Source organism: Micromonospora sp. HNM0581 (assembly GCF_012726175.1).
Classification (GTDB): Bacteria; Actinomycetota; Actinomycetes; order Mycobacteriales; family Micromonosporaceae; genus Micromonospora.
Map to the genome: position 1 here is coordinate 306,389 of NZ_JAASAD010000002.1, position 13,091 is coordinate 319,479.

At 70.0% G+C, this 13,091-nt stretch carries 13 protein-coding genes; 6 read left to right on the plus strand and 7 right to left on the minus strand.

What is annotated here, in order from left to right; genetic code table 11:
- The first annotated feature begins 18 nt into the window (after nucleotides 1-18).
- The gene (locus HCA58_RS04295; RefSeq protein WP_169596631.1) at nucleotides 19-1,995 is read left to right on the plus strand and encodes an ABC transporter ATP-binding protein; all 1,977 of its coding nucleotides are present in this window, start codon (nucleotides 19-21) and stop codon (nucleotides 1,993-1,995) included.
- Between the two features lie 85 nt (nucleotides 1,996-2,080).
- On the opposite strand, the gene HCA58_RS04300 is transcribed toward HCA58_RS04295, so the two are convergent.
- The 5 genes from HCA58_RS04300 to HCA58_RS04320 form a co-directional block, all read right to left on the minus strand.
- On the minus strand, nucleotides 2,081-2,842 hold the full coding sequence (locus HCA58_RS04300; RefSeq protein WP_169596425.1) for an SDR family oxidoreductase: 762 nt from the start codon (nucleotides 2,840-2,842) through the stop codon (nucleotides 2,081-2,083).
- Nucleotides 2,843-2,857: 15 nt separating this feature from the next.
- Complete coding sequence (locus HCA58_RS04305) at nucleotides 2,858-3,379, minus strand: hypothetical protein (RefSeq protein ID WP_169596426.1); 522 nt, start codon at nucleotides 3,377-3,379, stop codon at nucleotides 2,858-2,860.
- Nucleotides 3,376-4,194 (minus strand): DUF692 domain-containing protein, encoded by an 819-nt coding sequence (locus HCA58_RS04310; protein WP_169596427.1) that lies wholly within the window; start codon nucleotides 4,192-4,194, stop codon nucleotides 3,376-3,378. The genes HCA58_RS04305 and HCA58_RS04310 overlap by 4 nt, the downstream gene beginning before the upstream one ends.
- Nucleotides 4,191-5,099 (minus strand): TIGR04222 domain-containing membrane protein, encoded by a 909-nt coding sequence (locus HCA58_RS04315; RefSeq protein ID WP_169596428.1) that lies wholly within the window; start codon nucleotides 5,097-5,099, stop codon nucleotides 4,191-4,193. Before HCA58_RS04315 ends, HCA58_RS04310 begins: the two co-directional genes overlap by 4 nt.
- A 103-nt stretch (nucleotides 5,100-5,202) precedes the next feature.
- Nucleotides 5,203-5,775 carry a TetR/AcrR family transcriptional regulator gene (locus tag HCA58_RS04320; RefSeq protein WP_169596429.1) on the minus strand — a complete coding sequence of 191 codons (573 nt, stop codon included), beginning with the start codon at nucleotides 5,773-5,775 and terminating at the stop codon, nucleotides 5,203-5,205.
- 155 nt (nucleotides 5,776-5,930) lie between these two features.
- On the opposite strand from HCA58_RS04320, the gene HCA58_RS04325 reads away from it, so the two are divergent.
- Both HCA58_RS04325 and HCA58_RS04330 read left to right on the plus strand, forming a co-directional pair.
- Nucleotides 5,931-6,575, plus strand: a complete 645-nt coding sequence (locus HCA58_RS04325) for an HAD family hydrolase (RefSeq protein WP_169596430.1) — start codon at nucleotides 5,931-5,933, stop codon at nucleotides 6,573-6,575.
- Between the two features lie 199 nt (nucleotides 6,576-6,774).
- Complete coding sequence (locus HCA58_RS04330) at nucleotides 6,775-7,704, plus strand: RIO1 family regulatory kinase/ATPase (protein ID WP_169596431.1); 930 nt, start codon at nucleotides 6,775-6,777, stop codon at nucleotides 7,702-7,704.
- 100 nt (nucleotides 7,705-7,804) lie between these two features.
- Here the strand turns inward: HCA58_RS04330 and HCA58_RS04335 are convergent, their stop codons facing one another.
- Nucleotides 7,805-8,053: a DUF2630 family protein gene (locus tag HCA58_RS04335; protein ID WP_169596432.1), complete on the minus strand. Its 249-nt coding sequence runs from the start codon at nucleotides 8,051-8,053 to the stop codon at nucleotides 7,805-7,807.
- A gap of 711 nt (nucleotides 8,054-8,764) precedes the next feature.
- Here HCA58_RS04335 and HCA58_RS04340 point away from each other — a divergent pair.
- Genes HCA58_RS04340 through HCA58_RS04350 form a run of 3 tightly spaced genes read left to right on the plus strand, consistent with a single transcriptional unit; the run spans nucleotide 8,765 to nucleotide 10,158 of the window.
- Nucleotides 8,765-9,187: a roadblock/LC7 domain-containing protein gene (locus HCA58_RS04340; protein WP_169596433.1), complete on the plus strand. Its 423-nt coding sequence runs from the start codon at nucleotides 8,765-8,767 to the stop codon at nucleotides 9,185-9,187.
- Between the two features lie 4 nt (nucleotides 9,188-9,191).
- Complete coding sequence (locus HCA58_RS04345; RefSeq protein WP_169596434.1) at nucleotides 9,192-9,578, plus strand: DUF742 domain-containing protein; 387 nt, start codon at nucleotides 9,192-9,194, stop codon at nucleotides 9,576-9,578.
- Nucleotides 9,559-10,158: an ATP/GTP-binding protein gene (locus HCA58_RS04350; protein WP_169596435.1), complete on the plus strand. Its 600-nt coding sequence runs from the start codon at nucleotides 9,559-9,561 to the stop codon at nucleotides 10,156-10,158. Before HCA58_RS04345 ends, HCA58_RS04350 begins: the two co-directional genes overlap by 20 nt.
- A 58-nt stretch (nucleotides 10,159-10,216) precedes the next feature.
- Here the strand turns inward: HCA58_RS04350 and HCA58_RS04355 are convergent, their stop codons facing one another.
- A complete protein-coding gene (locus tag HCA58_RS04355; RefSeq protein ID WP_169596436.1) occupies nucleotides 10,217-13,072 on the minus strand; it encodes an aconitate hydratase in 2,856 nt (951 codons plus the stop codon).
- Nucleotides 13,073-13,091: the final 19 nt, after the last annotated feature.

Sequence of the window (13,091 nt, forward strand, 5' to 3'; positions counted from 1 at the left end):
GTGCGCGTGTCCAACCCGATGTCCGCTGGCGGCATGGGCGGCTGGAGCATGCTCCGGTCGATGCGCAGTCAGGACGACATCTCCGCACACCGCCTCAAACGCGGCGTCGCGCGTCGGATCGTCGCGTTCGCCCAACCCTACCGGCGCGACATCGTCGTCTTCCTGCTCACGGTGATCGTCGCCGCGGTGATCGGGGTGGCGACCCCGCTGCTGGCCGGCGACGTCATCGACGCGATCACCCGGGGCGGTCCCGACGCCGGTGCGTCGGTGATCCGGCTGGCCCTGCTCATCGCCGGGTTGGCGGTCGCCGACGCTGGCCTGTCGCTGGCCCAGCGGTGGTATTCGGCCCGCATCGGCGAAGGCATCATCCTCGACCTGCGTACCCGTGTCTACGGACACGTGCAGCGGATGCCGTTGCAGTTCTTCAGCCGGACCCAGACCGGTGCACTGGTCAGCCGGCTCAACAACGACGTGATGGGCGCCCAGCGGGCATTCACCTCGACGCTGTCCGGCGTGGTCAGCAACGTGATCCAGTTGGTTCTCACCGCCGTGGTGATGCTCACCCTCTCCTGGCAGATCACGGCGCTCTCGCTGGTGCTCCTACCGGTGTTCATCATCCCGGCCCGCCGGGTGGGACGGCGGCTGGCCGAGATCACCCGAGAGTCGTACGACCTCGACGCCAAAATGAACGCGACGATGACCGAACGGTTCGGGGTCGCCGGTGCGCTGCTGGTGAAACTCTTCGGCCGACCCGACGCGGAGGCGGCCCGCTTCGTCGCCCGTGCCGAGCGGGTCCGCGACATCGGCATCACCTCGGCGATGTACTCGCGGACCTTCTTCGTGGCGATGTTGCTGGTGGCCTCGCTGGCCCAGGCCCTGACCTATGGCCTCGGCGGCTGGCTCGCGGTGAGCGGTCAGGTCAGCGCCGGCACCGTCGTCACCCTCGCACTGCTGCTCACCCGCCTCTACGGCCCGCTCACCGCGCTGAGCAACGTCCGGGTGGACGTGATGAGCGCACTGGTCTCGTTCGACCGGGTCTTCGAGGTGCTCGATCTGGAGCCGGGCATCAAGGAACGGTCCGATGCGGTACCAGTTCCTCAGGGTGCCGGGCGCGTCGAGTTCCGCGACGTGAGGTTCCGCTACCCGAGCGCTGCCGAGATCTCACTCGCGTCGTTGGAGGAGGTCGCCGCACTGGAACGTACGGTCAGCGAGCCGGTGCTCAAGGGGGTCTCGTTCACCGTCGAGCCGGGCCAGATGGTGGCGTTGGTCGGGCCCTCCGGTGCCGGCAAGTCCACCCTGTCCATGCTGATCTCCCGAATCTACGACGTGACCGACGGACGGGTGCTGGTCGGTGGCGTCGACGTCCGTGACGCCCGGCTCGACTCGCTGCGCGACGAGATCGGCGTCGTCACCCAGGATTCGCACCTGTTCCACGAAACCATCGCGGAGAACCTGCGGTACGCCAAGCCGGACGCCACCGAAGAGGAACTGTGGGCGGCACTGGCAGGTGCCCAGGTCGCCGGCCTGGTCAGGTCGCTGCCCGACGGGTTGGAGACCACCGTGGGGGAGCGTGGCTACCGCTTCTCCGGTGGTGAGAAGCAGCGCATCGCCATTGCCCGGTTGCTGCTCAAGGCACCGTCGATCGTGATCCTCGACGAGGCGACCGCGCACCTGGATTCGGAGAGCGAAGCGGCGGTGCAGCGGGCGCTCTCCGTGGCGCTGACCGGGCGTACCGCCCTGGTGATCGCCCACCGGCTCTCCACCGTCCGGGACGCCGACCAGATCCTGGTACTCGATGACGGCCGCATCGTGGAGCGGGGCCGTCACGACGAGCTGGTCGCGGTCGGTGGCCTCTACGCCGAGCTGTACCGCACCCAGTTCGCGGTGGTCGACTCGCCCAGTCCGTACGCCGACGCCACCGGTCCAGAACCAGTGGTCATCCCCACCCGGGAGTACGTGGCCGACGAGGCCATGCCGCCTGCCGCCTCGAACTGAGGACACCGAGTTGGTGCTGTGATGGCCCGACGACACCGTCCGACACTCGGATCGGTACCCGGTCGGCGGGGCGACCGGTCGGTGGTCACAGCCCGCGTAGCGCGCCGCCGTCGACGGCGACGGTGACGCCGGTCAGGTAGCTGGCCGCAGGGGAGAGCACGAAGGCAGCGACCCGACCGAACTCGGCTGGTTCACCGATGCGGCGTAGTGGGATGGCGGCCTCCGCCTCGGCCCGCGCCTGTGCGGGGTCGCCGGTGGCGGCGAAGAGCTCCCGGTTGCGGTCGGTCAGGATCCGCCCCGGCAGCAGCCCGACAACTCGGACGCCACGCGGACCGTACTCGTCGGCGACATCCTTGGCGACGCCGGCCAGCCCCGGCCGTAGGCCGTTGGAGATGCCCAGCCCGGGCACCGGACCCCGTGCCGAGGTGGAGAGCACCAGGGCGATGGCGCCGCCCTCGGGCAGCGCGGCGGCGACCGTCCGTACCGTGCGGACGGTACCGAGGAAGACAGTCTCGAAGGACTGTCGCCACTGCTCGTCGTCGACCGACGCGGCACTGCCGGCGGGCGGACCACCGACGGAGACCAGGGCACCGTCGACGCGACCGAAGTGGTCCTGCGCGGCGTGCAGCAGCCGTCCGGGCGTCGCCGGGTCCGCCAGGTCGGCGGTGACGCCGATGGCCCGGTCCGGCCCGCCGAGGCCGGTCACGGCGGCCTCGACCGCGTCGACGTGCCGGGCGCAGAGCACCACCCGGGCACCGTCGGCCACCAGGCACTGTGCGGTGGCGTAGCCGAGCCCACGGGAGGCGCCGGTGAGCACGTACACCCGATCGGTCAGTCCGAGATCCATGCCGAAGATCCTGCATCACTTTGCCCGGCGACGGCCATCCGGTCCCGGTGCGGCGGGACATCGTGGGTGTTTGCAGGGTGCCCGGCGGCGACGGAGCAGGTGTATTCGACCGGCTACCTGGAGGGCGAGCGCGTCACCGGCCCGTCCGAGGGCGGGTAAGCGGCGACGGCGCGGTGCCCGCTGCCCGTCGTAGTAGAGATCAGACTCCCGTACGGCCAGTTCCTCCGCACCCAGCGCGGGCAGGGCGGCGCGGGCGTGCAGCGCGCGGGCCAGATCCCAGCCGTCGCGTAACCCGCCAGCACCTGGCCGGCCGGCCGCCCACTCGATGAACACGGTCGGCCAGGCCGGGCCGAGCCCGGTGGCGAGCAGTGGCCAGTGCCGGGCGACCTCACCGGCGCGCTTACGCAGCAGCGCGGCGCGGGCGGCGGCCAACGGGCCGGGCGCGAAGCCGGACGGCGGCGGTCCACCGGCGACCAGGGACGCGACAAGCGCGGCCTGCCGTGCGGCGAGGGAGGTCGGTTCCCCGGCCGGCGTCACGTCACCTCCGGGAAACCGCAGGCGGTGGCGACGGCGTCCAACTCGGCACGTAGCTCCGCCGCCGGTGGGTAGCGCCCGTCGCGTTCCAGCAGCACCGCGGGTGGACGGTGGCGAGCGCACACCTCGGTGAGCAGCTCCAACACCTCCTGCCCAATCGGGTCGGCGTGCGTGTCGTGGTAGAAACCGCCGCCCTCGGCGCCACCCGCGACGTGCAGGTACGCCACCCGTTCCAGCGGCAGCCGGTCCAGTAGCGCCAGCGGGTCGGTGCCCCGGTTACGGGCGTTGGCGTAGACGTTCGCGACGTCGAGTAGCAGCAACGCCGAGGTACGTTCCAGGATTTCGGTGAGGAACGCCGCCTCGTCGAGGTCGTCGTCCGGCCAGTCGAACAGGGCGGCGATCGGCTCCAGCGCTATCGGCACCGGCAGGTCGGCCTGGGCGCGGGAGATGTTGGCGCAGACCGCGTCGATCGCCTCGTGGGTGCGCGGCAGTGGCAACAGGTGACCCGCCTCCAGACCGCCGGCCCGGACGAAGGCGATGTGCTCGCTGACCAGAGGAGCCGCGAGCAGCTGCGCAACCGCTGCGAGGTGAGCCACGCGGTCCGGGTCGACCGGTTCTGCGCTGCCGAGGGAGAGGCGCACGCCGTGGGGTACGACCGCGACGCCTCGGTCGCGCAACTCGACCAGCTCGTGCGGGGCTGGTCCGGCGGTCGGCACCGACTCGGCGATCACCTCGACGAAGCGCAGGCCGGGCAGCCCGGCCACGAACCCGGAGATCTCCGGGCGCCAGCCGATCCCTACACCGTGCGGGGTGCTCATCCGCCGCATCCGCCGCCGCAGCCTCCTCCTCCGCCACAGCTGGTGTCGCCGGCTCCTGACGTGCTGCCGCCACCGCATCCGCCGGTGGAACTCGCGCCGCCGGCCGCTGCTTGGCGTTGGATCTCGGCCTGCTGGGCGAAGGTCGGATCAAGTGCCCAGAGTGACGCGGGTCCGTAGAGGGCCACCCCCATGGCCGCGCCCGCCGCGCCGTAGGTGGCGTACGCCGGTTTCGAGGCGGGTGCCAGGTGCCGGTTGCGCTGGCGGAGAGTCCGGAGCGCGGCATCGGCTGCCCGGGTACGGCGGGGTACCCGCAGGAGCAGCACCGTGGTCAGCACGCCGAGTGTGAGGACGGTGAGCACCAGATACCAGACCGGGCGGTTGTTGGCGAGCCCGCCGACGATCCGGGCGATCCCGATGGCCAGCAGCGCGGCCAGCAGCAGTGGTGCGCGGCGCAACGACGCCCGTCGGTCCGGCCCGATCGTGAGACCGCGTTGGTCGAGCCCGTCGCGCAGCTCGGTGAGGGCGCGCTGGACCCATTCGGTGCGCCGCACGTCCCGGGCGAGGGTGCGCTGCGCCGCGGAGTAGTGGACGGCCCGGTCGAGTGGGGTGGCGTCAGCCGGCAGTGGACCGTCGACGGTCAGCCGGTGGTCCGGGTCGACACCGAGCGCGCCCTGGCTTCGCAGGGTGCCCAGCGAGGTGCAGACGGCAAGGTCGTCGCCGCCGTTGAGGTAGGCCACCTGCTGTGCGCCGAGTTGGTCGGCCGGTGCAGCGGTCCGGCCGTTCAGCAGCGTCCGGCGGCGGACCAGGACGATGGCGACGGCGACCACCACAGCCGCCAGGTAGAGCGTGATGAAGGTGGGACCGGGAACTCCCCAGGTGTCGTAGTCGGCAGCGAAACCCGTCATGGCCTGCTCCTGTCACGGGAGGGAACGCGGCTTCATTGTCCAGCGGCGATGCCAGCCCCAGGCCGCCCAAACAGTTGAGTCATCTTCTCGTCAGCTGTCGGGGTCAGCGGCGGCGTACGGCCTCCTCGACCAGGTCGAGCACCGCCCCCAGGTCTCCGGCGGGTCGCCCCATGGCCAGGTGCAGCACCAGCCCGTCGTAGGCGAGTTCGAGGAACCGCGCCAGCACGTCGATGGGGATGTCCTCGCGGAGCACGCCGGCCTCGCGTTGGCGGGCCAGCCGGTCCCGGGTCGCCTCGGCGATGGCGGCCGACCGCTGTGCCCAGCGGGTGGCGAAGTCGGGGTCGGTACGCAGTCGTCGTGACACTTCCAGCTGGCTGCCCAGCCATCCGGTGGTGTCCGGGGAGACGGCCCGGGCGAGCAGGTCCCGCATCACCTGGACAAGCCCGTTGCGGGCGACGGTCTCCACCATCGTGGCCGCGTCGTCCTCGGCGACGGCGAGGAAGAGCGAGTCCTTGTCCCGGAAGTGGTGGAAGATGGCGCCGCGGGACAGGCCGGTGGCCTCCTCCAGTCGACGTACGGTCGCGCCCTCGTAGCCGTGCCGGGCGAAGCAGGCTCGCGCGGCGGCGAGGATCTCCTGTCGGCGGGCGTCGAGTTGATCCTGGCTTACTCTTGGCACGAGTCGATCGTGTCAGCTCCCCTCGGCCAGCGCAAACCGTACGTACGGCTTGGGAACCTCCGGCCGGGACACCCGCGCGACACCGCTCCTGACCGACATCACTACGTAACCTTCCGCCCTGTCGGCAAGGTGCCCGGTTCCCGTAAGGTGCCCGAGTGCCGCTGCTCCTGCTGGATCTGGACAACACCCTGCTCGACCGGGCCGGGCCGTTCCGCATCTGGGCGCAGCAGTTCCTCGACGAGATCGGCGCACCACCACACGACATCGAGTGGTTGCTGTCCATCGACGCCGACGGTCTGACGGATCGCTGGGACGTGGCGGACGCCATCCGGGACCGCTACCGGTTGCGGATCCCCTCCATCGACCTGGTGGAGGAACTGCACGACGGGGTCGTGCAGTTCACCCGACTGGACCCGCTCGTGGCGTGCGCCCTGCGAATCGCCGACGATGCCGGCTGGACTCCGGTCGTGGTGAGCAACGGCGCGGTCCGGCAGCAGGACGTCAAGATCCGCCGCACCGGGTTGGACCGGTACATCGCTGACTGGGTGATCTCCGAGGAGGCCGGGGTCAGCAAGCCCAACCCCCGCATCTTCGCGCTCGCCGCGCAGCGGGCCGGGATGCCGCTGCGCGGTGCCTGGGTCGTCGGGGACGGCCCGGAGGTGGACATCGGTGGAGCTACCGCCGTCGGCCTGCCCAGCATCTGGCTGCACCGGGGGCGTCCCTGGACCGACGCCCGCTTCGCGCCCACGGCGACGGTCGACACCGTCATCGCCGCCATCGCCGAGATCATGGGTGCCTGACCGAGAGCGAACCGGCTGGTCCGGCACGTCAGCTCGGCGTGCTGGCGCCAATTCGGTTGACCCCGCCGTGAACTCTCGGCGAGCATGGTCCGCGCATCGCGCACCCGGGCGTCCGCCCGGTCGAGGAGAGGAGGCCGATCATGGCCGTCTTCGCAGGTCACTTCCCACCTGTCCACAACTCGACCGAGGAATCCGCATCATGCGCGACAGCGACTCTGCGAACCCCGAGCGCCGGCCTCGCGGCCGACGCCGTTTCGACGACGACGAACCACACTTCCTGAAGCGGGGCCGACCAAACGGCCCCGCCCCCACCGACGACGGGCCGGACCCGGAGACCGACGACACGTGGTCCACCTGGGACGATGCGCTGCACGGTCCGCAACCACACCCGCACTGGCTGGTCACCGAGCTGGCGGCGAAGGACACCGAACTCGGTGTGCTCAAGACCGGCAAGGAAGCCGACGTCCACCTGGTGCGCCGTGGCCTTCCCGGCACCGACCGGTCCTGCCTGCTGGCGGCGAAACGTTACCGGGATCCTCGGCATCGGCTGTTCCACCGCGACGCGGGCTACCTCGAAGGGCGCCGGGTGCGCCGCTCCCGTGAAATGCGGGCGATGACCGGTCGGACCATGTTCGGCCGGCAGATGATCGCCGGACAGTGGGCGGCGGCGGAGTTCGCCGCCCTGAGCCGGCTCTGGGAGATCGGTCAGCGCTACGGCACCGTCACCGTGCCGTACCCGGTGCAGCTGCGGGGTACCGAGCTCATGCTGGAGTTCCTCGGCGACGCGGAAGAGGGAAGAGCCGCACCCCGGCTGGCTGAACTGCGCCCGTCCCCGACGGAACTACGTGGCCTGTGGGGGCAGTTGGTCGACGCCCTGGTCGTACTGGCCCGGGCCGGGTACGCGCACGGCGACCTGTCGCCGTACAACCTGCTTGTCTGTGCCGACCGGCTGGCGCTGATCGATCTGCCGCAGGTGGTCGACGTGGTGGTCAACCCGCAGGGGCGGGAGTTCCTCGCCCGTGACGTACGGATCGTCGCCACCTGGTTCGCCGCCAGGGGCCTGCCGGCAGACGTGGTGGACCCGACGGCGCTCACCGACATGCTGTGTCGCGAGGCCGGCCTGGCCTGACCAGCGGGCTCCGGGTGGCGGTCACCGCACCCGGAGCCCCTCCCGGTTGCACGACCTCAACGTGGCGGCGCGCACCGCCGGAGATCCGGGGCAGCGGCGATCACTGCAGATACCGTTCGACCTCGGCCACCGGGCGGGCACCCTGAGCCTCGGGATCGCCGTGCGCCTGCCGAGCGGCGCGGCGGCGGCGCAGCAGATCCCAGCACTGGTCGAGGGATTCCTCCAACTCACGCAGACGGGTACGGGCCTCGTCGTCGGTGCCCGCCTCGTGGGCCTGCGCCTGTGCGCGTAGCCGGTGCTCCTCGTCGACCAGATCCGAGATCCGGTTCAGGATGGTCTTGTCGTCCATGTCCCTGAGCCTGGCACAGCGGTACCGGCCGCGGCCCGCGTTCGCGTCGGCGGCGTCCCCCGGAAGACCCGGCGCAGCGAACCGGTGGGCCCGGCATGACGTAGATCACCCGGATGGCGACGGGCGAGCCGGGGTGCCCTAGGCCGACCAGGGCATGATCACCGGCGCTATCACCGGCGCTTGAGTTGCTGCGGTGACGTTGTTAGGTTGCGCCGGTGTCGGCGTGCGGGGTGACGTACTCCCGACTGACCGATAAACCAGTTCAGGGCCAGGGACGGTGTAATGGGTTCCCGCAGTAGGGATCTGCGTGCCAAGGTAGTGGCCCGATTGGCCCCGCCGGTGGCACTCTCGACGGTTACCGCCCGGAGCACCGACCGCGATGGAGCCGGCGTCGATGCAGGTCAAGCCTGCCGATCCGGATACGCCAGGTGAGCCCGGCACCGCGATGGCAGGCCGATCCCGAGACTGTGGACGAGGGCGACGACCTGATCCGCGACCCGAACAGGTTCGACACACGATGAGTTCGTACCAGACCGGCACCCGGCGGGGAGACTCCGACGACACACGGCTGCCCGGTGCTGGTGACAGGCCCGGGCCCGACGACGCCGACGAGCAGGTGCCCTGACCGGGGTGCGGCGGCCCGGTGAACCGGGGGATGACGGTCAGGCCCAAGTGAGCCGGCGACGAGCCGGAGGAGAAGAGGACGACGAAGTGGCGCAGAAGACGGCTTCGAGTGCCGACCTGACGTGGTTGCTGGATGATCTGATCGGTCGGGTCAAGCAGGCCGAGCACGCGGTCGCGCTGTCCGCCGACGGTTTGCTGATGGCATCCTCGCAGGGGCTCGGCCGCGACGACGGCGAGCATCTGGCGGCGATGGCGGCCGGCATCCAGAGTCTGGCCCGTGGTGCTGGCAAGCGATTCGGTGGCGGGCAGGTGCAGCAGACGATCATCGAGATGCAGTCGTCCTTCCTCTTCGTCACCGCCGCTGGCCGCAACGCCTGCCTGGCGGTACTGGCCAGCGCAGGCGCCGACGTCGGTCTGATCGCGTACGAGATGGCCATGCTCGTCACGCGGGTCGGCAGATACGTCGTGTCGCCGTCACGGTCAGCCGAACAGACCGGCGGGGAGCAGTAACCGGATGGCGGCGCAGGGAGAATCCGCGGACCACCAGTGGATGGACGACCACGCTGGCCCGGTCGTTCGCCCGTACGCGGTGACCGGCGGCCGGGGCCGCCCGGTCACCGGTACCTTCGACCTGATCTCCCTGGTGACCGCCACCCGCGATGACGTCCCTCCGAAGGCAGGCCTGGGCCCGGAGCACCTGACGATCGTCGGTCTGTGCCAGCGCGTGCAGTCCGTCGCCGAGATCGCGGCGCACCTGGACCTGCCGGTAGGCGCCGTGCGGGTCCTGCTCGGTGACCTGGTCGCGCGCGACCTGGTGCAGATCCGCGAACCACACATCACCCTCGGACCACCCGAACACAGCATCTTCGAGGCGGTAATCAATGGACTACGGGCACTCTGAGCGGCAGGCGGGCGGAGTCGTGCTGCCCACCGCGATCAAGATTCTCATCGCTGGCGGGTTCGGGGCAGGCAAGACCACCCTCGTCGGCGCGGTGAGCGAGACGCGTCCCCTGCGGACCGAGGAGGTCCTCACCGAATCGGGAGTGGGCATCGACGACCTGGAAGGCGTCGAGGCGAAGCGGACGACCACCGTCGCGATGGACTTCGGTCGGATCACCATCAGTGACGACCTGGTGCTGTACCTGTTCGGCACTCCGGGCCAGGACCGGTTCTGGTTCGTCTGGGACGAGTTGGCACTCGGCGCGATCGGCGCGGTGGTGCTGGCCGACACCCGTCGATTGGCCGACTGCTTTCCCGCCATCGACTACTTCGAGGGCCGGGGGACACCGTTTCTCGTCGCCGTCAACTGCTTCGAGGGGGCCCGCAGGTACCGGCTCGACGAGGTGCGGGCGGCACTGAACCTCGACCCGGAGGTGCCGGTACTGCTCTGTGACGCCCGGCAACGGGAGTCGGCCAAGGAGGTGCTCATCATGCTCGTGGAGCACGCCATCAAGATCCGAAACGCCCGTCACGCCGACTGACGGCGCACGACTGTGGGCTCCCACCCCGCCCGGGATGGGAGCCCACAGGTCAGCGCTGTCAGTCGGCGATCATGCGCCGCAGCACGTACTGCAGGATGCCGCCGTGTCGGTAGTAGTCGGCCTCACCGGGGGTGTCGATCCGCACCACCGCGTCGAACTCCACACCTCCGTCGGTGCTGACCTTCACGGTGCGTGGAGTGTCGCCGTCGTTGAGGGCGGTGACCCCGGAGATGGAGAACGTCTCGCTGCCGGTGAGCCCCAACGACTCGGCGTTCTCCCCGGCGGGAAACTGCAACGGCAGCACGCCCATGCCGATCAAGTTCGAGCGGTGGATCCGCTCGTACGACTCGGCGATGACGGCCTGCACGCCGAGCAGCATGGTTCCCTTCGCCGCCCAGTCCCGCGACGAGCCCGAGCCGTACTCCTTGCCGGCCAGGATGACCAGCGGGACACCCGCCGCCTGGTACGCCATGGCGGCGTCGTAGATCGAACTCTGCTCGCCGGTCAGGTGGTTGACGGTGAAGCCACCCTCTACCCCGGGGACGAGCTGGTTACGCAACCGGATGTTGGCGAAGGTGCCGCGGATCATCACCTCGTGGTTGCCCCGGCGGGAGCCGTAGGAGTTGAACTCGTGGCGGGGCACGCCGTGCTCGGCGAGGTACGTCCCGGCGGGTGAGTCGGCCTTGATGGCACCGGCCGGTGAGATGTGATCGGTGGTCACCGAGTCGCCGAGCTTGGCCAGCACCCGGGCGTCGGCGATGTCGGTCACCGGTTCCGGCTGCTGCCGCATGCCCTCGAAGTACGGCGGCTTACGCACGTAGGTCGAGTCGCCGTCCCAGGCGAAGGTGTCCCCGGTCGGCGTCGGTAGGGACTGCCAGCGCTCGTCACCGGCGAAGACGTCGGCGTAGGCGGAGCTGAAGCCGTTGGCACCGATCGCGGAGGCGATGACGTCCTGGATCTCGGCGGTACTCGGCCAGATGTCACGCAGGAAGACCGGGTTGCCTGCGCTGTCCTCCCCGAGCGGTTCGTTGGCCAGGTCGATGTCCATCGTGCCGGCCAGGGCGTACGCCACCACGAGCGGCGGGGACGCCAGGTAGTTCATCTTCACGTCCGGGTTGATCCGGCCCTCGAAGTTCCGGTTGCCGGAGAGCACCGACACGACCGCGAGGTCAGCTTCGTTCACGGCGGCGGAGATCTCTTCCGGCAGCGGTCCGGAGTTACCGATGCAGGTGGTGCAGCCGTAGCCGACCAGGTGGAAGCCGAGCTTCTCCAGGTACGGCGTCAGACCGGAGCGCTCGTAGTAGTCCATGACGACCTTGGAGCCGGGGGCGAGAGTGGTCTTCACCCACGGCTTACGGTTCAGGCCCTTGTCCACGGCGTTGCGGGCGAGCAGCGCCGCACCGATCATCACCTGCGGGTTGGAGGTGTTGGTGCAGGAGGTGATCGCGGCGATGACGACGGCGCCGTGGTCCAGCTCGAACTCGGTGCCGTCGGAGTCGGTGACCCGGATCGGGTTGCTGGCACGTCCACCGGAGCCGACGGCGGCATTCACCAGGTCGCGGGGTGCGTCGGCTGGGTCGTCGATCCCGTTGGCCGGGGCGTCGCTGGCCGGGAACGACTCGGCGCTCGCCTCGTCGGCGTGGCCGGTCACTCCGTACGGTTGCTCCTGCTGCGGGACACCCGACCTGCGCCCCGGGTCGCCACCGGTCTCGTCGGCGGCCACGTAGTCGGTGAGCGCGGAGCGGAACAGGGTTTTGGCGTTGCCCAGCGGCACCCGGTCCTGGGGGCGCTTCGGCCCGGCCAGCGATGGCTCGATGGTGCCCAGGTCGAGTTCCAGCTGCTCGGAGTAGACCGGCTCGTGGTTCGGGTCGTGCCAGAGGCCCTGCTCCTTCGCGTACGCCTCGACCAGGGCGACCTGCTGCGGGTCGCGGCCGGTCAGCTCCAGGTAGCGGACGGTCTCGGCGTCGATCGGGAAGATCGCGACGGTGGAGCCGTACTCTGGGGACATGTTGCCGATGGTGGCTCGGTTGGCCAGCGGCACTGCGCTCACACCGGGGCCGTAGAACTCGACGAACTTGCCGACCACACCGTGCTTGCGCAGCATCTCGGTGATGGTGAGCACCAGGTCGGTGGCGGTGGTGCCGGCGGGCATCTCGCCGGAGAGCTTGAAGCCGACGACCCGGGGGATCAGCATGCTGACCGGTTGGCCCAGCATGGCGGCCTCGGCTTCGATGCCGCCGACACCCCAGCCCAGTACGCCCAGGCCGTTGACCATCGTGGTGTGCGAGTCGGTGCCGACGACCGTGTCCGGGTACGCCTGACCGCCACGTTCCATGACGGTACGGGCCAGGTACTCGATGTTGACCTGGTGCACAATGCCGGTGCCTGGCGGGACCACCTTGAACTCGTTGAAGGCGTTCTGGCCCCAGCGTAGGAACTGGTAGCGCTCCTTGTTGCGGGCGTACTCCAGCTCGACGTTGCGCTCGAAGGCGTCTTCGCGGCCGAACAGGTCGGCGATGACGGAGTGGTCGATGACCAGCTCGGCGGGGGCGAGGGGGTTCACCTTCGTCGGGTCGCCCCCGAGCTCGCGGACGGCCTCACGCATGGTGGCCAGATCGACCACGCATGGTACGCCGGTGAAGTCCTGCATGAGCACCCGCGCCGGGGTGAACTGGATCTCGACGTTCGGGTCCGCGGTCGGGTTCCAGGCACCGAGCTGGCGGATGTGTTCGGCGGTGATGTTCGCGCCGTCCTCGGTCCGCAGCAGGTTCTCCAGCAGGATCTTCAGGCTGTAGGGGAGCCGTTCCTGGCCCTCCACCTTGCTGATCTTGAAAATTTCGTAGCTCGCGTCTCCGACGCGTAGCTGGGTCTTCGCACCGAAGGTGTCGAGGCTCGCCACGTCGTACTCCTTCACACCAGCGACCGTGAGTAGT

Bases quoted from the DNA above. Each gene is read 5' to 3' on its own strand.
- HCA58_RS04295 (WP_169596631.1), top strand. From the start codon at position 19: ATGTCCGCTGGCGGCATGGGCGGCTGGAGCATGCTCCGGTCGATGCGC.
- HCA58_RS04300 (WP_169596425.1), bottom strand. From the start codon at position 2,842: ATGGATCTCGGACTGACCGATCGGGTGTACGTGCTCACCGGCGCCTCC.
- HCA58_RS04310 (WP_169596427.1), bottom strand. From the start codon at position 4,194: ATGAGCACCCCGCACGGTGTAGGGATCGGCTGGCGCCCGGAGATCTCC.
- HCA58_RS04315 (WP_169596428.1), bottom strand. From the start codon at position 5,099: ATGACGGGTTTCGCTGCCGACTACGACACCTGGGGAGTTCCCGGTCCC.
- HCA58_RS04330 (WP_169596431.1), top strand. From the start codon at position 6,775: ATGCGCGACAGCGACTCTGCGAACCCCGAGCGCCGGCCTCGCGGCCGA.
- HCA58_RS04335 (WP_169596432.1), bottom strand. From the start codon at position 8,053: ATGGACGACAAGACCATCCTGAACCGGATCTCGGATCTGGTCGACGAG.
- HCA58_RS04345 (WP_169596434.1), top strand. From the start codon at position 9,192: ATGGCGGCGCAGGGAGAATCCGCGGACCACCAGTGGATGGACGACCAC.
- HCA58_RS04350 (WP_169596435.1), top strand. From the start codon at position 9,559: ATGGACTACGGGCACTCTGAGCGGCAGGCGGGCGGAGTCGTGCTGCCC.